Below are 23,038 nucleotides of genomic sequence, written 5' to 3' on the forward strand. Positions count from 1 at the left end.
AAATCAAAACATACAAAATGAACCAATTAAAACTATTTATAACTGTGCTGCTGTTGGGCTGTTTCTTTATGGCTTGCACTACGAAAAAAAATACAGAACACTTAATATGTGGAGTGTTAAAAGAAGCCGATTTTAAAACAACCATTAACGGAAAAGAAACCGGTTTGTACGAGTTGAAAAACGGAGATCTTACAATGGCCGTAACCAATTATGGAGGCCGCATCGTAAGTCTGTTGATACCCGGAAAAAATGGAGAGACAGCTGATGTTGTGCTGGGGTTTCCATCAATAGATGCTTACTTAAATGCAAACGAAGTGTTCCACGGAGCATTGATCGGTCGTGTCGGGAACCGAATTGCAAAAGGCAGGTTCACCTTAAATAATATTGAATATTCGTTGCCTATTAATAACGATCCTAATCATTTACACGGCGGCCCCGGAGGATTTCATAATGTGGTTTGGGATGTAAAATCGGTAAACGAGACTTCCATTGTTCTTACCTATTTGTCGAAAGACGGAGAAATGGGCTACCCCGGAAATTTAAGTGTGGAAGTTACCTACATGCTTACACCCGAAAATGAAGTGCAGATCGATTACAAAGCAACTACTGATCAGAGTACTCCTGTGAATCTTACTAATCATGCTTTCTTTAACTTAAAAGGAGAAGCTAACGGAACGATAAATGATCACCTGCTAACGATTAATGCCGATAAGTTTACAGCTGTTGATTCAACCTTGATTCCTTTGGGAGAAAATGTATCGGTTGAAGGAACACCATTTGATTTCAGAAAAGCTAAAGCCATTGGAGCAGATCTGCCGTTGCAAAGCGAAAACGAGCAGTTGCAAAATGGTTTGGGTTACGATCATAATTTTGCTCTCAATAAAGAAGAGGTTGGCAAAATGTCGCTGGCTGCAACGGTTGTAGAACCGGCAAGCGGAAGGAAAATGGAGGTCCTCACAAAAGAGCCGGGGATACAGTTTTATGGCGGAAACTTTATGGATGGCGCAGATACCGGTAAATATGGGAAATCGTTTGATTTTCGTGAATCATTTGCATTGGAAACACAACATTTTCCGGATTCGCCAAATCAGTCTGCTTTTCCTTCAATTATTTTAAATCCGGGAGAGACTTATTCAACAACGAGTATTTATAAGTTTAGTGTAATAACGGATTAACTAAAAATTATAGATGCGCAGTTATTTATTGTAAATTGCGTATAAATCATTAACCGATTTTAGCATGCTTAAACCAACTGAAATATGCCGCTTTTTAATGGCTGTATTTTTTATTGCAGTACTTGTAAAAACCGGCGAAGCACAAAACTACCAGGTAAAACCTGTTCCTTTTAATCAGGTAACAATTAACGATAGTTTTTGGGCTCCGCGATTAGGTTCTCATGCAAATACTACCCTCGAAACCTGTATTGCCCAAATGCAGGACTCAACCGAGCGCATTAACAACTTTGCCCGCGCTGCCGGAGTTATGGAAGGACATCATGAGGGGATTTATTTCGACGATTCGGATGTTTACAAAGCGATGGAAGGTATTGCCTATTCGTTGATTAATAATCCAAATCCGGAAAGAGAAGCTTTACTGGATAAGTGGATTAAACTGATTGCCGGTGCGCAGCAAGAAGATGGTTACCTGAATACTTTCTATACCCTGAATCATCCTGATGATCGGTGGACAGATATGGAAAAGCACGAAATGTATTGCGGCGGACACATGATTGAAGCAGCCGTTGCTCATCATAAAGCAACAGGAAAAGAGACATTTTTGAATGTTGCCATAAATTTTGCTGATTATCTGGACGAAAATTTTGGCCCCGGCAAAAAACATTGGGTGGCCGGGCATCAGGAGATCGAACTGGCACTGGTAAAACTGTATCACGAAACAAACGATAAAAAATACCTGGATCTGGCCTACTGGTTATTGGAAGAAAGAGGCCATGGGCACGGGCACGGCGAAATTTGGGATAAGGAACACTGGGGGGCAGCGTACTGCCAGGATGATGTGCCGGTTTCAGAGATTAGCGAAATAAAAGGACACGCCGTTCGCGCTATGTATTTATTTACCGGAATGGCCGATGTTGCTGCAGAAAAAGAACTGCCGGAATATGTTGCTGCATTGGAGCGGATTTGGCACGATGTGGTTGACCGAAATATGTACATTACCGGTGGTATTGGCAGCTCCGGATCTAACGAGGGCTTTTCGAAAGATTATGATCTGCCCAACAAAACGGCCTATTGCGAAACCTGCGCTTCCATAGGAATGGTATTGTGGAATAACCGCATGAACCTGTTCTCGAAAGATGCCGGATACATTGATGTGATGGAACGGTCGATGTATAACGGAGTCCTTTCAGGAGTGTCGCTTGACGGAGATTTGTTTTACTACGTTAATCCGTTGGAATCGGATGGCGATCATCACCGTCAACGTTGGTTTGGATGTGCCTGCTGCCCGAGCAATATTTCGCGTTTTATTCCTTCGGTGGGAAGTTATATCTACCTGACATCTGAAGAAGAGGTATTTGTAAATCTGTATATTGGAAGTCAGGCCCAATTTGAAGTGGGAGGACAGAAGCTTACCCTTGTTCAAGCTACAAATTACCCATGGGAGGGTGAAGTGGAATTTACGGTAAACCCGGAGTCTTCGGCTTCATTCGCTATAAATTTGAGGATTCCCGGATGGTGTAAACAATACGAACTTTGGGTTAACAATAAGCCAATAATTGGTCAACAGGAAAAAAACGGGTATGCGCAACTGGTTCGTACCTGGAATAAAGGCGATAAAATTAAACTGAAAATGGCGATGCCGGTTGAATTGGTAGCTTCCCATCCTAAAGTAGAAGAAAATATTGGGAAAAGAGCCATTCAGCGTGGACCGCTGGTATACTGTTTGGAGCAAACCGATAATAAACAGTTTAACCTCGACGAAGTTTCAATTGCTGAAACTACAGCCTTTTCAATAACTGATGCAGAAGGAAAACTAAAAAGAATGAAGGAAGTAAAAGCAGTAACGAATGGTCAAACATTAACTTTTGTGCCTTATTTCTCGTGGAATAATCGCGAACCGGGGAAAATGAAGGTGTGGATTGATTATAACGAATAAATGTTAAGCCGATGAAGAACACGATACTCGTAATAACAGTAATGTTCCTTTTTACTTTTTGTGCTCAGCCTGAAAAGAAGAAGGAAACAGCTTACTATCAAAATCCTGTTATCGGCGGCGATTTTCCCGATCCATCTGTTATTCGGGTAGGAGACACATATTATGCCGCGGGTACCAGTTGCGATTTTGCACCAAACTACCCCATTTTTGAATCAAAAGATCTGATAAACTGGAAACGAATTGGTTCGGTTTTTAATGAACCACCCGCCTGGACTGCCGACGATTTTTGGGCGCCGGAGTTGTTTTATCACAACGGAACTTTCTTTGTTTATTACACCACAAAACGAAAAGACAACCGGATCGCTTGTATTGGAGTAGCTACCACAAAAGATATCAGCAAGGGATTTACCGATCATGGAATTCTAATTGAGTGGGGTGAAGAAGCCATTGATGCATTTGTTTTTCAGGATGATGATGAAAAGCTTTACATTACCTGGAAAGCTTACGGGCTAACTCCGGGGCGCGATATTGAAATACTTTGTTCGGAGTTAAGCGATGACGGGATGCAGCTTGTGGGCGATCACTTCACGCTCACCGATTTCTCGAAAGGTTGGCAGGGAGCCGGCGATGAAGGACAATGTATTGTAAAACGTAACGGTTGGTATTACATGTTTTATTCGGTAGGAGGCTGTTGTGATAACCGTTGCGATTACCGGGTGCGGGTGGCTCGCTCGAAAAATCTTAAGGATGGATGGGAACAATTTCCTGAGCCAATTTTGCAGGGTGGCGATGAGTGGCGCTGTACCGGCCACGGAACCTTGGTAACCACTCCCGATAACCGGTATTTTTATATGTACCATTCGTACAATGCTACCGATTTTGAATACATTGGTAGGCAAGGCATGCTGGGCGAAGTGCTTTGGAATGATGAAACCGGATGGCCATATTTCAAAAACAGTACCCCGGCACTGAAAGCTGAAGTGCCTTTTGAAAATACCCACCAGGTAATCGATAGTGTTTTTATTGATGATTTTTCCGACGAAAAGAATCTCAAATTATGGTCATGGGAAGTTAATCATAAAAAGCCCGGAATAGAAGTTAAAGATGGACAGCTAAAGCTGACGGCTTCCGAAGCAGGTGTTAGTTTTGTAGGATTACGTCCTAAATCAGGTAACTACCAATTGAGTTCAGAAGTTATTCAAAACGAACAGAAAAGTGGTATTGGAATTTACAGTAATCGCCAAAACATGATTGCGCTGGTTGTGAACCGTGAACAGCTGGAATTATATCAGATTAATAATGGAGAGAAAGAAGTAATGGCAACAACAGATCTTGAAAATTCGGGGTCGGTGTACCTAAAGTATGAAGCTACGAATGCCAGATATTTTCAGTTTTTTTGGTCGTTTGATGGTAAGGAATGGATACCGGTTGAAACAGCATCGGGTCTTCAGGTTGATGGAACGTTTATTGCCCAGTGGGGTTATGCTCCGCGCGCTGGTTTTATATTTGGAGAGAATTCAGGAAGTTCTTTTGCTTACAACGAAATAAGGGTGAAATACAACTAATTTGATATAAAATGAAGTTAATAGGTTTTGCATTTTTCATGTTGGTTATTGGCCTAAGCATTTCTACGGTGGATGCGTTTGCCCAAACAGCTGCGAGGCGGATGTTTTTCTCCCATTTCACCAATGGCACGGTCCATTTTAAAGATGGCACAAAAACAGCAGCCTTGCTCAATTACGATACTTTCGAGGAGCAAATGATCTTTAAAAACGGAAATGAAATTATGGCTCTCGCATCACCTGAATTAATTTCCTCGATTGAAATAAATGATCACACTTTCCAGTGGCTTGAAGGCGATGTTTTCCTTGAAAAAATAGATACTGCAACAGTATTAATCTACAAAAGAAACCGTAATCAGCTAATGTCGAAAGGAAAAGGCACTGCCTTTGGCGGAGTTTCAAACACTTCCTCGGTACAGCCGGTTAATAATTTGCCACGCGGATACGATAAGCAGGGAACAGAATTGAGTGTAAATGAGGATTTCGATCTGATGCCGGATAAGCTGTTTTACACCAAAGAAAAGACAGGCTTCAGAAGTTTAGCTTCTCCAAAGCAATTCTGTAAAACTTTTGGCGGCGACAAAAAGGAATTGACAAAATTTATTCAGACCGAAAAATTGAATATGCAGAACGTGAACGATGTTATAAAAGTTATTGAATATTGTAAGAGTAATCAGTAATTGAAATAGGAATAAATTAAAGAAAACAAAATAGCATGAATACAAGACTAAGATTTTCGCTCGTGTTTTTGGGGCTCACACTTTTATGCCTGACAACATTTGCTCAAAAAAGAACCGGCAACAATCACAATCCCGTTTTTGAAGGCTGGTATGCCGATCCGGAAGGAATTGTGTTTGGTGATGAATACTGGATTTTTCCAACGTATTCGGCGCCTTACGATGAGCAGGTATTTTTAGATGCTTTCTCATCGAAGGATTTGGTGACCTGGGAAAAGCACGAACGCATCATTGATACCGATGAGGTAAAGTGGGCAAAGAGAGCAATGTGGGCACCGGCAATCGTAGAAAATGACGGAAAGTACTTCCTGTTTTTTGCTGCCAACGATATCCAAAGCGATGAGGAAGCTGGCGGAATTGGAGTGGGAATTGCAGATACTCCCGGAGGTCCGTATAAAGATTACCTCGGAAAACCGCTAATTGACAAATTTTACAACGGAGCGCAGCCCATCGACCAGTTTGTATTTCACGATAAAGATGGTCAGTATTACATGTTTTATGGTGGCTGGCGTCATTGTAATATTGCTAAGCTAAAGGACGATTTTACCGGTTTTGTACCTTTTGAAGATGGTGTAACTTTCAAAGAAGTTACGCCTGAAGGTTATGTAGAAGGTCCGTTTATGTTTATCCGCAACGGAAAGTATTATTTTATGTGGAGCGAAGGTGGCTGGACAGGCCCCGATTACAGTGTGGCTTATGCCATTGCCGACTCTCCGTTTGGACCTTTCAAACGTATTGGAAAAATCCTAAAACAGGATCCTAATGTGGCTACTGGTGCAGGTCACCACTCGGTAATTCACGTTCCCGGAACCGACGAATATTACATTGTTTATCATCGCAGGCCGCTGGGGGAAACCGATGGAAACCACCGCGAAACTTGTATCGACCGAATGTATTTTGATGAAAACGGTCTGATAAAACCAGTAAAAATAACTTTCGAAGGCGTGCAAGCCCGGCCTTTAAATTAAACCTAAAACAATCAGAACTTAAACCAATGAGACAAATTGTATTACTATGCCTTGGCATCATTTTAATTTCTTTTTCATCTGTTGGAAAAGACAAAAGAAACAGCCATTATATTACCAATCAGGCACCTCTGGTGAATCAACCTTATGCCGCACTTCCTTTGGGAGCTGTAAAAGCAGAAGGTTTTTTACACGAAATGTTAAAACTTCAGCGTGACGGATTAACAGGTCATCTCGACAGTATTTACGAAGTAGTCTGTGGCGATAACAATGGTTGGCTGGGTGGAACCGGTGATGGCTGGGAGCGCGGGCCGTACTGGATTGATGGACTTGTGCCACTGGCTTATATTTTGGATGACGAAGAACTAAAAGCAAAAGCTCAGAAATGGATTGATTGGAGTATCGATAATCAACGGGAAGATGGTTATTTCGGACCACGACCACTACCCGAAGGCTATGGACATATTCCCGGCACGCAGCAAGATATGCGTAACGATTGGTGGCCAAAGATGGTGATGCTGAAAGTATTGCAGCAATATTATACGGCAACCGGAGATGAGCGTGTAATTACTTTAATGACCAACTACTTTAAGTACCAGTTAAAAATGCTTCCCGAAAATGAGTTGGGGTATGTAACTTATTGGGCCAATCGAAGAGGAGGCGACAATCTTGCGGTGGTTTACTGGCTGTATAATATCACAGGCGATAAATTTCTGCTCGATTTGGCAGAAGTTATTCATGAACAAACTTTTGATTGGACGAATGTGTTTGCCGGTGACGTAATTAGAAAATTGAATCCGTTGCCCGATTTACACTGTGTAAATGTGGCACAGGGATTAAAGGAACCTATCATTTATTATCAGCAGCATCCTGAAAAGAAATATCTTGAGTCTGTTAAAAAGGGATTGGCGTCGTTAAAGGATGTGCATGGTTTTGTAAACGGCATGTATGGTGGCGATGAACGTCTGCATGGAAACGATCCTACACAAGGTTCGGAGCTCTGTTCGGCAGTTGAAATGATGTTTTGTTTCGAAAATATTATTCCAATAACCGGTGATGTATATTATGCCGATTACCTCGAGAAAATTGCATACAACGTGCTGCCAACCCAAAGTACCGATGATTACATGCGCAAACAATATTTCCAGCAGGCGAACCAGATTAAGGTTTCTGATGATGAACGAAATTTTTTTAACGACCGCGAAGGACGAAATGTATTTGGAACCACAACCGGTTACCCGTGTTGTTTAACGAATATGCATCAGGGATGGCCAAAATTTGTGCAAAGTACCTGGTTTGCAACTGCCGATAATGGCTTGGCCGCACTGGTTTATGGCCCAACATCAGTAACAGCAAAGGTTGGTAATGGCGAAGAAGTGACCATTACAGAAGAAACCGGTTATCCGTTTAAAGAGCAAATTCAGTTTACTATCGAGTGCGAAAATGCAGTGCAGTTTCCATTTCATCTGCGAATTCCGGAGTGGTGCAAATCATTCACATTAAAAGTAAACAACACGATTCAGCAGGTTGAAGCACAAAATGGAATCGTAATTCTTGATCGTGAGTGGAACACAGGCGACAAAGTTGAGTTGAACCTGGGAATGGATTTCAGATACAGTTACTGGCACGAAATGTCGATGGGAGTTGAACGCGGCCCACTTGTTTATGCGTTGAAAATCGATGAAGAGTGGCGCGAAGTAACAAACGATAAATACGATGATACTTTTTGGGAAGTGTTGCCAAAATCGCCGTGGAATTATGCTTTGCTTAAAAGTGAGATCGATGCAAATAAGTTAAATGTTGAAGTGAGTGACGAAATAGCTAAAAATCCATGGAATCTTGAAAATGCTCCGATCATCGTGAAAACAAAAGGCAAGCGTATGCCAATCTGGACTGAAGACCGGAACATGGCTGGCAAAACACCTTCGCCATCATGGCCATACAGGATTGTTGAGGAAAATGAAGAAGAAATTACCTTAATTCCTTATGGCTGCACAACATTGAGAATTTCGGAATTCCCTGTGAGTGAGTAAAGCGAAAATTTCCCAATCACTTGAAGTGAGGCATTGATATGAATTTAAACAGGTGGAATCTCGCTAAGAAGTAGTTATGACAATAGATAAATCAAGAATGGTAAATCAAATTCTGTTTTCAGTAATATTTCTGATGACGACGTTCGTCGTTGCAGCCCAGCCTGAAATGTATTACGGAGACACTTCACGTATAGGAAGACCTTTTTCGAAGGATCCCCATGTTATTCGATTTGATGGAAGATACTTAATGTACACGAGTGCTCCACCTGCTGAAACCGGAGACAATGATATGCAAGGGTGGGGAATAGGTGTAGCCGAAAGCACCGATCTTATCAATTGGCAAAAAATTGCCGATGTGCCGCCTGAAGGAGAACTGGAAGCAAAAGGAATATGTGCTCCATGTGCGCTGGTGGTTAACGACACCGTTCATCTCTTCTACCAAACCTACGGTAACTGGAGAAACGATGCAATTTGCCACGCGTGGTCTACTGACGGTATTCATTTTACACGGAACACAACTAATCCAATTTTTCATCCCAATGGAGAATGGACCAGTGGCCGTGCAATCGATGCTGAAGTTTATTTATTCAATAACCAATATTATCTCTATTTCGCTACGCGCGATCCCGATATGCGAACACAGATGATGGGCGTTGCAGTTTCTCCGCTTGATGGGGATTTTAAACGTGAAAGTTGGACGCAGAAGTGCGACAAGCCAATACTTGCCCCGCAATTTCCGTGGGAAGGACTGTGTACCGAAGGAGCTTCAATTATCCAAAAAGATGACTGGCTATATCTGTTTTATGCCGGAGCATACAACAACAAACCTCAGCAGGTTGGAGTTGCCAGAAGCCGTGACGGACTGACGTGGGAAAAATTATCGAATAAACCTTTTCTAACGAATGGCGATCCCGGGACATGGAATTCAAGCGAGTCGGGGCATCCGCATATTTTTGAAGACCAGGATGGAAAGACTTATTTGTTTTTTCAGGGAAATAATGATAACGGAAATACCTGGTATATCTCAAAAGTAGAAATAGGCTGGAATAACAGCGGACCATATTTAAAATAAATTTTTAAACCAACTAATATTTTTAAAATGAAACAAAGTTTTATTGTTCTGATTTTAGCGCTGAGCACATTAACGAGTGTTGCGCAGTGGAAGCCGGCGGGCGAAAAAATTAAAACCGCATGGGCTGAAAAAATTGATGTAAATAATGTATTGCCGGAATATCCGCGCCCGATTATGGAGCGCGCTGACTGGCAAAATTTGAATGGTTTGTGGAATTACGCCATTACCGATGCCGGACAAACACAGCCTGCAGAATTTGATGGTGAAATCCTTGTTCCGTTTGCGATAGAATCTAGTTTGTCGGGTGTTCAGAAAACAGTGGGCGAAACAAAAGAATTGTGGTACCAACGCACGTTTACTGTGCCTTCGTCGTGGAAAGGGAAGAAGGTATTGCTGCATTTTGGTGCCGTTGATTGGAAAGCTGACGTTTGGATTAACGACATCAAAATCGGATCGCACAAAGGTGGCTACGATGCCTTTTCGTTTGATGTAACTCCATTTATAACCAAGTCGGGCGAGCAAAACATGGTGGTAAAAGTTTGGGATCCATCAGACAGAGGATATCAGCCTCGTGGAAAACAGGTGAGTCGCCCTGAAGGAATCTGGTACACTCCGGTTACCGGGATCTGGCAAACGGTTTGGCTCGAGCCGGTTAACGAAAAACATATTACCGATGTTGTTGCTATTCCAAATATCGATAATGCAAGTTTAAAAGTTGATGCCTCGGTTTGCGGTGCAACTTTTGGCGATGTTTACGAAGTAGTTCTGAAAGACGGAAATAGTGTCGTTTCAAGTGGAAAAGCTGTTGCCGGACAATCAGTGGAACTGGCTGTTCCAAATGCAAAATTGTGGAGTACGGAATCACCATTTCTGTATGATCTGGAAGTAAAACTTATCAGCGGAGGAAAAACTGTTGATGCAGTTGACAGCTACACTGCCATGCGTAAAGTTTCAAGCAAACGCGATGAAAACGGAATTGTAAGATTACAACTGAATAACGAAGATTATTTCCAGTTTGGCCCGCTCGACCAGGGCTGGTGGCCCGATGGTTTGTACACTGCACCAACGGATGAAGCTTTAAAATATGACATTCAAAAAACCAAGGATTTTGGTTTTAATATGATCCGTAAACACGTAAAAGTAGAACCTGCACGTTGGTACACACACTGCGATGAGTTGGGGATTTTAGTGTGGCAGGACATGCCAAATGGAGACCGTTCGCCACGCTGGCAAAACCACCAGTATTTCGATGGAACAGAGAACAAACGATCTCCTGAGTCGGAAGCCAATTATCGTACTGAGTGGAAAGAGATCATGAACGAGCATATGTCGTATCCGTCGGTGGTTTGCTGGGTGCCGTTTAACGAGGCCTGGGGGCAATTTAAAACCGAGGAGATTGTGGAGTGGACAAAAGAGCACGATCCAAGTCGTTTGGTTAATCCGGCAAGTGGTGGAAATCATTACCGTGTTGGCGATATGTTAGACCTGCACAATTATCCCGGTCCGGAAATGTATTTGTACGACGGAAGCCGGGCTACTGTTTTGGGTGAATATGGCGGAATCGGTTTAGCGCTTGAAGATCATCTGTGGATGACCGACAGAAACTGGGGCTACGTTCAATTTAAAAATTCAAAAGAAACTACAGACAAATACATTGAATATGCCGAGGAACTTTACAAAATGGCAAAAACCGGTTTCTCTGCTGCAGTTTACACACAAACCACTGATGTGGAGGGTGAAGTAAACGGATTAATGACCTACGACCGAAAGGTGATTAAACTGGATGAAAAACGGATTCATGAGATGAATCAAAAGATTTGTAAAGTATTAAAAGAAAAATAGTTTTTTATAGGTTCAGATTTCGAATTGAATGGAATAGTCGATTCGTTTTTGTTAGAAATCAATTTGATTTGATTAGAATCTTCGGGATTTATTTCCGAAGATTCTTTTGGTATTATTTATCTCTAAAATTACACTTATGAAATGGTATTTTTTGTTTTTGATAATCGGATTATTTGGATGTGCAGGTAACAATACTTCTGACAATTTAGTGCGTGCAGAAAAAAGTCTGACTCAAATCCTTGATCACTACCCGGCAGGACGAAATAATCTATTCAACGAGTATTATCCCTACAAACACGAAGATCAGGCTACTTATCTGGCTGACACCGATAGCGTAAAAGAAAATCGTGTGGCATATTTATGGCCAACCTCAGGTGTGTTATCTGCGGTAAACGCTTTGTTACACGCAACAGAAAAAGAGGAGTGTCTTAGCTTGTTGGAACAGAAAATTCTTCCCGGCCTCAAAAATTATTTTGATACTACCCGTTCACCGGCTTGTTATCAATCGTATATCAGCAGCGATGGTCACAGCGATCGGTTTTACGATGATAATATCTGGCTGGCCATTGATTTTTGCGATTTGTATCGAATGACTGGTGATGAGGATTATTTGAAAAGTTCCGAACAACTCTGGGATTTCGTAATGAGTGGCTGGGATGAGAAGTTGGGTGGTGGCATTTATTGGTGCGAACAAAAAAAACAATCAAAAAATTCTTGCTCCAATGCACCAGCTTCGGTATTGGCGCTAAAACTTTTCGAAGTAACAAATGATAGCAGCTATTTAAAGCAGGGAGTTGAAATGTACGAATGGACGCAAAATAATTTGCAGGACAAAAATGATTTGCTGTATTTCGATAATATTGGGCTCGATGGAAAGGTAGACCATAGGAAATTCACCTACAACAGTGGTCAGATGTTGCAGGCCTCGGCTTTGCTTTATAAGCACACAAATGACAAAAAATATTTAATTGAAGCCCAAAATATTGCAGCTTCGGCAATCAGTTATTTTACAAAGGATTTTACCACAGAAAGTGGCCAAATAATTCGATTGTTTAAAAACACAGATAACTGGTTTAATGCCGTGTTGTTTCGTGGCTACATCGAACTTTATTTACTGGATAAAAATCCGAAATATCTTAACATTTTTCAACAAAATATGAATCAGATCTGGACTGCGGCAAGAGATGAGAACGGATTATTCAGTAAAGACTGGAGTGGTAAAAATGAAGATGAATACAAATGGTTGCTCGATCAGGCCAGCTTAGTAGAAATTTGGGCTAATTTAGCGGCTACATTATAATTTAAATCAACATGAACAATAGAAGAGAATTTATTAAAACAGGAGTTCTTGCAACCGGAGGTTTAGCATTGGTTGGAGGAAAAACTGCCTGGGCGATGTCAGGATCGGCAGCTTATGTAACCAATCGCCCGGCAGCAGGCGAACGTAATTTTGTATCGAAGGCGGTGGAAGAAACGATTGCGGCAGCAAAGACGAAAATCAAAGATCCGAAACTGGCCTGGATGTTCGAAAACTGTTTTCCGAACACTTTGGATACAACTGTTGAACACGGAACGCTGAACGGCAAACCCGATACCTTTGTAATTACCGGCGATATTCATGCCATGTGGTTACGCGATTCTACGGCACAGGTTTGGCCGTACATGCCACTTGCCAATCAGGATGAGAAATTAAAAACTTTGCTTGCGGGAGTTGTGCACCGTCAAACGCAATGTGTATTGCTCGATTCTTATGCCAACGCATTCAACAAAACCAAGGAAGAAGAAGTGCACTGGATGAGCGATTTAACGGATATGAAACCCGGTTTGCACGAACGCAAATGGGAAATTGACTCGTTGTGTTATACCGTTCGTTTGGCCTACAATTACTGGAAAACTACAGGCGATGCATCAGTTTTTGATGCCGACTGGCAGAAAGCGGCAGCTTTAATTGTAAAAACATTTAAAGAACAACAGCGCAAAGACGACCTGGGACCTTATAAATTTCAGCGCGAAACACCTCAGCAATTAGATACAGTTGCCAATCACGGTTATGGTCGCCCATTAAAACCTGTAGGATTAATCAACTCGACATTCCGTCCGTCGGATGATGCCACAACTTATGGCTTTTTAATTCCATCGAATATTTTTGCCGTGGTTTCGTTGTCGCAACTTGCCGAGATAAGCAATGAAGTTACAGGTGATAAGGCGTTTGCAAAAGAATGTTTGGCCTTATCAAAAGAAGTGGATGCGGCAATTAAAGAATATGCAATTGTGGAGCATAAAAAATACGGAAAAGTCTATGCATTTGAGGCTGATGGTTTTGGCAACCATACTTTTATGGACGATGCTAATGTTCCAAGTTTACTGGCTTTGCCCTATCTTGGATTGCTTGACAAGGAAGATAAAATTTACCAAAATACACGCAAGCTGGTTTGGAGCGAAGACAATCCGTATTTCTTTAAAGGAAAAGCTGCTGAAGGAATTGGCGGCCCGCACGTAGGATACGATATGGTTTGGCCAATGAGTATTATTATGCGTGCTATGACCAGTTCGGATGACAAAGAAATTAGCTGGTGTATTAAAACGCTGCGCGATACCGATGCCGACACCGGTTTTATGCACGAAACTTTCCATAAAGATGATCCTGCAAATTTCACCCGATCGTGGTTTGCATGGGCAAATACCTTGTTTGGAGAGTTGGTTTTAAAATTGATTAACGAAGGAAAAGAGAACATGTTAGAAGTTTAATTATCCTAACAAAATAGAGCAGTTAGAGGATGAATATTCTCTAACTGCTGAAATAAAACCATGAATAAAATTATCTGTCTTTTCTTGCTGGCTTTGGCATTATTCTCCGGATGTCAATCTGACGACAAGCCGGGCAAGCCAAATATCGTAATCATAATGGCCGATGATCTGGGCTACTCCGATATTGGTTGTTACGGTGGCGAAATTCAAACACCCAATTTGGATGGTTTGGCCGCAAACGGTGTGCGATTTACGCAGTTTCATAATGCGGCACGTTGTTGTCCAACACGCGCTTCGTTGCTAACCGGAAAATATCCACACCAGGTGGGGCTTAATCTTAACGGGCAAACACTTTCGAGAAATGCGGCAACCATTGCCGAGGTGCTGAAAGAAAATGGCTATCACACCGGAATGGCCGGGAAGTGGCACCTTTCTGAAACCAAAGGATTACCCAATCACGAAGAGCAACTGTTGTGGCTTTCTCACCGCTTAGATAGTAGTGTTTTCGCACCATTGGAATCATATCCGAGCAACCGTGGATTCGAGCAGCACTGGGGTGTAATTTGGGGTGTAGTCGATTATTTCGATCCATTCAGTTTGGTGCACAACGAGGAAGCCATTAATGAAGTGCCGGATGATTTTTATATGACTGACTTTGTTACCGACAAGTCGATCGACATGGTTGATGAATTCAGCAACGACGATAAACCGTTCTTTTTATATGTTGCACACACTGCACCGCACTGGCCATTGCACGCTTTGCCCGAAGACATTGCCAAATACAAAGGAGTTTACGATGAAGGCTGGGATGTTTTGCGCGAAAAACGCTACCAGGGGCTGATCGAAAAAGGCATTGTAGATCCGGCAAATGCTCCATTGGCTAGAAACGAATCGGGAAAATTATGGGCCGATTGCGAGCGAAAAGAATGGGAAGCCAAACACATGGAAGCGCATGCAGCGATGGTGGATCGTTTGGATCAGGGGGTTGGTCGCTTAATTCAGAAACTAAAGGAGACTGGCGAGTACGACAATACCGTTATTCTTTTTCTTGCCGATAATGGTGCATCTCCCGAACGTGGTTATCCACCCGGTTTCGATCGTCCCGGACATAATCGTGAAGGTGAAGAAATTGTCTATGGAGATTTTGAGCGTCCCGGAGCTGAACTAACCTGGGGATATCTGGGAAATGCCTGGGCGGGCGCTATCAACGCACCTTTTCGTTACTGGAAAAAGGAATCGTATGAGGGCGGAAACTGTACGCCATTTATTGTCCACTGGCCGGCTGGTTTAAAAGGTAAAGAAAATACAATTAACCAGGGAGTGGGACATGTAATCGATATTTTACCTACCTGTCTTGAGTTTGCAGAAGCTGATTACCCCTTAATTGTGAATGGTTTGGAAACAACGCCAATTGAAGGTAATTCCATTTTGCCGATGCTATCGGGAGAAATAACAACAACACACGATACCCTTTTCTGGGAACACGAAGGTGGTAAAGCATTGCGGATTGGCGATTGGAAAATTTCGTCGTTGAGTAATGGCGATTGGGAATTATTTAACATGGCGACCGGTCGCACCGAAACCAATAATCTTGCTGGCGAAATGCCCGAAAAAGTTGAAGAAATGGTTGATGTTTGGCAGCAGGAATATAAATGGATATTTCCGTCGGAAGAATAATGTTCACTATGCTTTTTATACATGAATAGTTAAAGGCCTTAAGAAATTGTTCTTAAGTTTGTGATCAACTTAAAATTAACTAATCCATTATGAAATCGTATCGAACTATTCTGTCATTTCTGATTCTTTCGGTTTTATTCACTTCATGTAATTCTAAAGAAGAGAAGTCATCTGTCGATTCTGCACGACCAAATATTGTAATCATTTATCTCGATGATTTGGGTTATGGCGATGTTAGTGCCTACGGAGCAACTGAAATTAATACACCAAATATCGATCGATTAGCAAACGAAGGTGTAATGTTTACCGATGGGCACGCATCGTCGGCAACTTGTACGCCGAGTCGTTATGCACTGTTAACAGGTGTTTATCCGTGGCGAAATAAGGATGCAAAAATTTTACCCGGTACCGCACCACTGATAATTGACACGGCTCAGATAACCATGCCCAAAATGTTGAAAGAACAAGGGTATTACACCGGTGTTGTTGGAAAGTGGCACCTCGGTTTGGGCAGCGGTCATGTTAATTGGAACGAACATGTTTCTCCGGGACCTAATGAAATTGGTTTCGATTATTCGTACATCATGGCAGCCACGCAAGATCGCGTTCCTACAGTTTATCTTGAAAATGGTTTGGTTGAAGGGCTCGATCCAAATGATCCGATTGAGATCGATTACCAAAAGAACTTTGAAGGGGAACCAACAGGTCTTGATAATCCCGAGTTGACGACTATGAAATGGGAGCACGGGCACAATAATTCAATAGTTAATGGTATTCCGCGAATTGGTTTTATGAAAGGTGGCGAAAAAGCAAAATGGAGTGATGTGGATATGGCAGACCACTTTCTTGCAAAAGCGCAGAGTTACGTTAAGCAGCACAAAAAGGAACCATTCTTTTTGTACTACGCTTTGCAACAACCACATGTTCCGCGTACTCCAAATCCCCGGTTTGTTGGAAAAACAGATTTGGGCCCGCGTGGCGATGTAATTGTGGAAGCCGACTGGTGTATTGGTGAATTTATAAAAACACTGGAGGAAGAGGGAATTCTCGAAAATACCATGATTATCCTCTCCAGCGACAATGGCCCGGTTCTGAATGATGGTTATTATGATGCTGCTGTTGAGCGAATTGGGAATCACGATCAGAATGGAGGATTGCGAGGTGGCAAATACAGTTTGTTTGAAGCGGGGACACGCGTTCCTTTCATTTCTTATTGGAAAGGAAAGATCGAACCTAAAAAATCGGATGCGTTGGTTTGTCAGCTGGATATTCTTACATCAGTTGCGAAGCTTACAGGTGCAGCAGCCGGTACTTCGGATAGTGAAGAGCTGTTAGATGTTTTGATGGGAAAATCGGATTCCGGACGTGACGAATTGGTTTTAGAGGCTTCATCGCGCACCGCATACCGAAAAGGAAGCTGGTTGATGATTCCACCTTATCAAGGTCCGGCAATTATTGCTTCGGTAAATATCGAAATTGGAAATGCTTCTGAATATCAGCTTTACAATTTGAATGATGATATCGGTCAACAGAAGAACCTGGCCAGCAGCAATACTGACAAACTTGACGAAATGATCACTGATTATAAGGAAATTATAGGAAGTCAAAGTTCGAAAGTGGAGGCGTTGGAGTTGAAATAGGAGGGTAATTCGAGGTACTGCTGAGTTTTCTGTACAGACACGATGTGCGGTTGTCGGAAGTATTTGAGAAGATATGGTAAATCTATTTGCATAAGCAGATTACCAAAATATAATCCGATTTGTATGCAAACCTTTTGCAAACAAAAAAGAGTTACAAGAAAAATCTTGTAACTCTTTGATTTTTATTTGGGATACCAGGGGCCGAACCTGAGATCCCCTGCTCCCCAATTATAATATTTGTAATTAATTTTTCAATCCTTCTTTTCAATTAATTTGGCTTATTGATATCCAGAGATCATGGCAATGTGAATATTATACAACAAAAGCTAAATCTGATCTTACCCTGAAATGAAATTACTTGAGTTATAGGATTCTCTCATATCAAAAATCTCTTTCATCAAAAGGTCCCCCGGTTCAACATTACCCATTGCAATAATTATGACTAAAGTTAGATGTGCTATAGTGAATATCTGACTTTTATCTGACCAAAGTGGATTGATTTATAGGGTCTTATGTCTGTAATTTTACTCCTGAAATTTTCGATGAAACAAAATTTGCTATGAAACACATCGGTTTTGATTTGCCAGTTGAATATACAATCTCGATTCAAGGCTTGATTGATTCCGGCCTTAAAGAGGTGATTGGAAGAGCCAATATTCTGAGAGTTGAGGAAGATGGTGGAAACAGAACTGAATTACAAATTTTAGTCAAAGACCAGTCGCATTTGAATGGCATTCTGAATACTTTTTTCGATGCCCGATATGTGATTCTAAATATGAAAGTAAAGCAAGAATAGATGAGAAATTATATGAACAGATTAAAAAAAACGGAGAAATGCATGAACGGATATATTGGCTTTTTAAAAGTACAGACTATCCTCATTTGCTTATTATTTATAGGATTCTTATCAACCAGTAATAAGGTAAATGCTCAACAGTTCTATACCGACAGCTATGTTACAATGCCTAAAGGAACCGGAACTTTTATTTTAACGAGTGGTGAGCATAATGCCAATATATATTCTGTTTTTGCCTTGTTCAAGGGGTTTGAATTAAACTTTCAGGCAACACTTTTTTATGAAGATAAACCCACAAATGCGACCAACTATTTTACAACTAACATTTACGCGAAATATACTTTCTGGGTAAGCAATGACCGTAGTGCCGGAGCAGCCGTTTTTCTCGGTATTGGAAAGGCTCCCGGCTACTTTACAAATTCAGGATATTCAGCAATGCATAAGAACTACTGGACTGCTGTTCCGGTTACAATACCACTTTTCGGAAATACTATCTCATGGGATATTATGCCGGGAGGATTAGTCGATTTTGATTATGGTGATAATGATAAAACTGCCTGGGGCTTTACCTACAGTAGCAGGATCGCCATATATAAGGTTATCCCCAAAACTGCAATTGTTGGTGAAATTTTCGGAACTGAGGGACAAGTGCATTCGAAACCTGAATTTAAGGCAGGTTTGCGTTGGGAACCCAATCCATGGATTGTAGTTGCAGGCACTTACGGAGCAATGTTGGATGGAGGCCAGGGATCTGGTTTTGAGTTGGGAGTAATGATATTCACCCCAAAATTTCTGAGTAAGGATTTTATGAGAAACAACGAAATACAATATTAAGCGACTTGATTGCAATGCTGTGAGGTGCTTCAGGAAAACGAATTCGAATAATAGATCTTTTCAAATTAAAAACTTAAAAAAATAAAATTATGTGTTCAAGAAGTTTTACATAACGGAAGCCGGTACTCGCATTACCGGGGGGAGTATGAAGTAATGATCAATCAGATGTTAAAGCTTAGATTATTTATGTTAAATCAATAAAATCAATACAAAATGACGGATTATAACAAAATTGAAAAAGAAGTAGATGCTGTATCGGATATGATATGGGATGTGGCATCGAATGTATGGGAGTATGCAGAACTGGGATACAAAGAATTTGAAAGTTCATCTCACGTTTCGGAGACCCTGGAAAAAAATGGTTTTGCAATTAGTGATCGTGGAATTGGAGGGTTGGATACCTCATGGATTGCAAGCTGGGGCAGTGGTTCACCTGTTCTGGGAATTTTGGTGGAGTTTGACGCATTACCCGGACTTGGAAACGATACAGTTCCGACGCACAAACCGGCAAAAAGCGGGAATACCAATGGCCACGGTTGCGGACATAATCTTATAGGTTCCAGTTCAGTGGGAGCTGCAGTTGCACTTAAAAACCACATGGAAAAGGAGAAAATTGCCGGAACAATAAAGGTAGTAGGTTGCCCTGCCGAAGAGTTGCTGAATGGCAAAAACTACATGGCAGCTAATGGTGCCTTTAAAGGGCTTGATGTTTGTCTGCATAATCACCCCGGTCCGGTGAACACCGTATGGAACTTTCATTCAACAGCTTCGCTTGATTTATGGGTTGAGTGGCAGGGAAGAACAGCTCACGCGGGAGCAGCTCCATGGGAAGGACGCAGTGCTTTACACGCCGCAGAGATTTTCCTGGTGGCAGCTAATATGATGCGGGAACAAATGTTACCAACTGCTCGTCTGCACTACCAGATACTGGAAGGTGGAATGGCTGTGAATGTTGTTCCGGATTATGCTAAGGTTCTGATTCGTTACCGCGGTCCAAGCGCCGAAAATGTTCTGCAGTATAAAGCTTGGTTGGAAGATATGGCTAAAGGTGCGGGACTGGCAACACAAACCACCGCAAAAGTAACTAACCTTGGAGGTATCTATGATTGCCTGCCAAACGATGTACTGGCTAAACGTATGACAGAGCATATGAACCAGTTCTTCCCAATTCCGTGGACGGATGAGGAGCAAGCCTATGCCAAGTCTATTCAAAAGGAAATGGGAAAACCGGAGGATGGTTTGTCAACAAATGTATTACCTGTTCCTACAGGAGTTGAAGTAGGAGGATCTTCGGATGTAGGAGATGTTAGCTGGCAAATACCTACGATGGGGGCAGTCTATGCTTCCTGGCCACAACATATTCCTCCTCATCAATGGGGGTGCACAGCCTGTCATGGTATGAGTATTGGGCAAAAAGCTACAGTTCATGCAGCAAAAGTTCTTGCATCTACCGGCCTCGATCTGGTTACGCAGCCTGAATTCCTGAAAGAAGTAAAGGATGATTTTACGAAACAGCTCAATGGAAGAAAGTACAAAACGTTGAATGATTTTGAAAAAAATCCGTGGGGTAAACTAGGTACCGAAGATGTTAAACATTACGAATGTTGCATTCACTCGGCCATGGAGCACTTTGGAATTAAAGAACATCAATAATCAAATAATTACTATGTGTGGATGGATTTTCTCCCCGGTCTAAATCAGGAACTTCCTGACGGCCGGGGGTAAGATTAAGTTCATCGAGTGAAGCACTTATAAGAGCCTTCTTACTGATTCTCATCAGAAATCCATTACATAATATCAAACTGATAAAATAAAATAACGAAATGAATTCAGCTGATTTATCATATGCTTTGGCTATAGCCGGTACAGTAGCCTTTGCCGTAACCGCTGTTTTGGCTGTGATTCCAAAAGGAATCGATCTTTTTGGGGCCTGTGTAATGGGAATTATTACAGCCATTGGAGGTGGTACAATAAGGGATATTGTACTTGATGTGCCTGTATTTTGGGCAACCGATTTGAATTATATCTGGGTGGCCCTGGCTTCAAGTATTGCAGCGTTTTACGGTAATCGCTTTATGGAACGGAAAAACGTTTATAACCTAATGCTTTATTTAGATGGAGCAGGAGCTTCTATGTTTGCCGTACAAGGGGCTGAAAAGGTAATAGGTTTGGATTTTGCCATGCCTTTAGGCCCAGTAATACTTGGAGTCATTACTGCAATTGGGGGGGGACTCACCCGTGATGTATTGGCAGGCCGTACCACCTTATTGATGAAAAAAGAATTATACGCTCTTCCAATGACAGTTGGTGCATCAGGATATTTGATTTTTATGCATTGGTTTCCCGAAAGTGGATTTCTGATCGGTACTACTTGTGCTCTTGTTGCATTTGCTATAAGGGCAGCAGCTATATATTGGGGATTAACTACACCAAAATGGATGATATTAGGAGACAAAGGGATCGCTTCAAAGAAATAACAGTAAATGCAATAATTAAAAAATAGACGATATGAAGAATTTAAAACATTACAAAATAGCATTTTATGCCCTGGTAGGAATTTTATTCTTGGGTTTTTGCGCATCAGCTCAATCGGAAACTCATCCTGATTCCATTCCTCAGGGACACCAGGGTTCAGTAAATCCACTTAATGAGAATACTGTAGTTCTTAGCGGTGAAGAATTACTGGATCAATCATTCCCGGGATCATGGGCCCTTTTTGGTACAGGTGTTCGAATGACGATAGGGGGTTATGTGAAAGCCGATTATATTCAAGATTTCGATTATGTTGGCGACCGCTACGAATTTGAACTGGGTTCCATCGCAGTTGATGGTACTCCCGAAAGAGCAGTAGGTGGAGGAAGTAGTTTTCACAGTAAAGAATCGAGATTTAATTTAGATTTTCGCTCAAAGGCAAAATGGAAAAACGGTAAAGAATTTCCGATGCGGGTTTTTGTGGAGGTTGATTGGTTTTTTGATTCCCCATCAATGGCCTTAAATACCCGTCTGCGTCAGGCTTATGGTGTTATTGGCAGATTCGTGTTCGGAAGAACCTGGACAACCTCCGGCGATTTAACTGCAATCCCGGGATGTATCGATTTTTCTGGAGGAGATGCACTTTACGGGGGAAGAGTAACCCAGATAAAATGGATGGATAATCTAAGTAAAAATTTCAAATACGCGCTGGCACTTGAAGAACTTTCTCCTCAGGTTGCCAATCCAAACGGATACAGTGGTGCAAGCAGACTGATGTGGCCAAATGTGGCAGGAATGATTAAATACCATGGAGACAAGGGCTCAACTGTACAACTTGGTGTTGATGTTTTTCCGGTTAGCTGGAAAGGCTCAACGGAGGTTAAAAACTCACAGGAAGTGGGTTATGCTTTAACCTTAATGAGCAGGATTGTGTTCCCACAGGCACACTATTACGATGCCATAACATGGGGTGGAGGATACGGTCAGGGACAGGCTAATAAGATTATCGCCTTATCATGGGATGGTAAAGGTTCAGGTGTAGTTGGCCCGGATGGAGTTGATCTTGCTCCTTCTTGGTTCGCCTATATCGGGTATAATCATTATTGGACTAAAACATTGAATTCAACTTTTGCCACGCACTGGGCTGGTACCGATCTGTCACCACTTCAAACCGATAACACAATTAAAGGTGCAGGTTCTGCTCATGTTAACCTGATTTATTTCCCATACGAAAGAATCTCAGTTGGTGTTGAATACATGTGGGGGCAACGTGAAAACTTCGATGGAGTGAAAGGAACAGCATCAAGACTACAATTCATGGCTAAATTTAAGTTCCATTAATCTGAAACAATCGCAATTGAATGAAATTTGGCATTCAAGGGAAATTAGTTCAGCTTAATTTCTTGCTTGTCAAATTTCTTTATTCAGCCATTGGGCAATAAGATTTCGATGAAACTGATTTGGTCGATGTTGTTTGGAGCGTTTTAATCCTTGATGATGAAATGATGTATAGGATTACATAATTTATTGATCCTTGTAAACCATAACG

The 23,038-nt window shown here is 41.8% G+C and carries 17 protein-coding genes; all 17 read left to right on the top strand.

Going from position 1 to position 23,038, the window contains the following annotated elements; all coding sequences use genetic code 11:
* Nucleotides 1-17 precede the first annotated feature (17 nt).
* Entirely contained in the window at nucleotides 18-1,175 is a 1,158-nt protein-coding gene (locus tag SLH46_RS07475; protein WP_320280548.1) for an aldose epimerase family protein, read from the top strand.
* A gap of 64 nt (nucleotides 1,176-1,239) precedes the next feature.
* The gene (locus tag SLH46_RS07480) at nucleotides 1,240-3,111 is read left to right on the top strand and encodes a glycoside hydrolase family 127 protein (RefSeq protein ID WP_320280549.1); all 1,872 of its coding nucleotides are present in this window, start codon (nucleotides 1,240-1,242) and stop codon (nucleotides 3,109-3,111) included.
* A gap of 11 nt (nucleotides 3,112-3,122) precedes the next feature.
* Entirely contained in the window at nucleotides 3,123-4,676 is a 1,554-nt protein-coding gene (locus tag SLH46_RS07485) for a family 43 glycosylhydrolase (RefSeq protein WP_320280550.1), read from the top strand.
* A gap of 11 nt (nucleotides 4,677-4,687) precedes the next feature.
* Nucleotides 4,688-5,353, top strand: coding sequence for a hypothetical protein (locus tag SLH46_RS07490; RefSeq protein ID WP_320280551.1), 666 nt, complete (start codon nucleotides 4,688-4,690; stop codon nucleotides 5,351-5,353).
* Between the two features lie 35 nt (nucleotides 5,354-5,388).
* On the top strand, nucleotides 5,389-6,378 hold the full coding sequence (locus tag SLH46_RS07495; RefSeq protein ID WP_320280552.1) for a glycoside hydrolase family 43 protein: 990 nt from the start codon (nucleotides 5,389-5,391) through the stop codon (nucleotides 6,376-6,378).
* A 26-nt stretch (nucleotides 6,379-6,404) separates the two neighbouring features.
* The gene (locus SLH46_RS07500) at nucleotides 6,405-8,408 is read left to right on the top strand and encodes a beta-L-arabinofuranosidase domain-containing protein (RefSeq protein ID WP_320280553.1); all 2,004 of its coding nucleotides are present in this window, start codon (nucleotides 6,405-6,407) and stop codon (nucleotides 8,406-8,408) included.
* A gap of 133 nt (nucleotides 8,409-8,541) precedes the next feature.
* Complete coding sequence (locus SLH46_RS07505; protein ID WP_320280554.1) at nucleotides 8,542-9,480, top strand: glycoside hydrolase family 43 protein; 939 nt, start codon at nucleotides 8,542-8,544, stop codon at nucleotides 9,478-9,480.
* Nucleotides 9,481-9,507: 27 nt separating this feature from the next.
* Nucleotides 9,508-11,322: a glycoside hydrolase family 2 protein gene (locus tag SLH46_RS07510; protein ID WP_320280555.1), complete on the top strand. Its 1,815-nt coding sequence runs from the start codon at nucleotides 9,508-9,510 to the stop codon at nucleotides 11,320-11,322.
* A 136-nt stretch (nucleotides 11,323-11,458) separates the two neighbouring features.
* Entirely contained in the window at nucleotides 11,459-12,622 is a 1,164-nt protein-coding gene (locus SLH46_RS07515; RefSeq protein WP_320280556.1) for a glycoside hydrolase family 76 protein, read from the top strand.
* Between the two features lie 11 nt (nucleotides 12,623-12,633).
* On the top strand, nucleotides 12,634-14,070 hold the full coding sequence (locus SLH46_RS07520) for a glycoside hydrolase family 125 protein (RefSeq protein WP_320280557.1): 1,437 nt from the start codon (nucleotides 12,634-12,636) through the stop codon (nucleotides 14,068-14,070).
* A gap of 60 nt (nucleotides 14,071-14,130) precedes the next feature.
* Complete coding sequence (locus SLH46_RS07525) at nucleotides 14,131-15,747, top strand: arylsulfatase (protein ID WP_320280558.1); 1,617 nt, start codon at nucleotides 14,131-14,133, stop codon at nucleotides 15,745-15,747.
* 89 nt (nucleotides 15,748-15,836) lie between these two features.
* A complete protein-coding gene (locus SLH46_RS07530) occupies nucleotides 15,837-17,387 on the top strand; it encodes a sulfatase family protein (protein ID WP_320280559.1) in 1,551 nt (516 codons plus the stop codon).
* 559 nt (nucleotides 17,388-17,946) lie between these two features.
* The gene (locus SLH46_RS07535) at nucleotides 17,947-18,183 is read left to right on the top strand and encodes a hypothetical protein (RefSeq protein ID WP_320280560.1); all 237 of its coding nucleotides are present in this window, start codon (nucleotides 17,947-17,949) and stop codon (nucleotides 18,181-18,183) included.
* Nucleotides 18,184-18,225: 42 nt separating this feature from the next.
* Entirely contained in the window at nucleotides 18,226-19,017 is a 792-nt protein-coding gene (locus SLH46_RS07540; RefSeq protein WP_320280561.1) for a hypothetical protein, read from the top strand.
* Between the two features lie 213 nt (nucleotides 19,018-19,230).
* Complete coding sequence (locus tag SLH46_RS07545; RefSeq protein WP_320280562.1) at nucleotides 19,231-20,670, top strand: amidohydrolase; 1,440 nt, start codon at nucleotides 19,231-19,233, stop codon at nucleotides 20,668-20,670.
* A gap of 170 nt (nucleotides 20,671-20,840) precedes the next feature.
* On the top strand, nucleotides 20,841-21,494 hold the full coding sequence (locus tag SLH46_RS07550; protein WP_320280563.1) for a trimeric intracellular cation channel family protein: 654 nt from the start codon (nucleotides 20,841-20,843) through the stop codon (nucleotides 21,492-21,494).
* Nucleotides 21,495-21,525: 31 nt separating this feature from the next.
* Nucleotides 21,526-22,830 (top strand): DcaP family trimeric outer membrane transporter, encoded by a 1,305-nt coding sequence (locus tag SLH46_RS07555; RefSeq protein ID WP_320280564.1) that lies wholly within the window; start codon nucleotides 21,526-21,528, stop codon nucleotides 22,828-22,830.
* The last annotated feature ends 208 nt before the right edge of the window (nucleotides 22,831-23,038 follow it).

This window comes from Draconibacterium sp. IB214405 (assembly GCF_033963885.1).
Classification (GTDB): domain Bacteria; phylum Bacteroidota; class Bacteroidia; order Bacteroidales; family Prolixibacteraceae; genus Draconibacterium.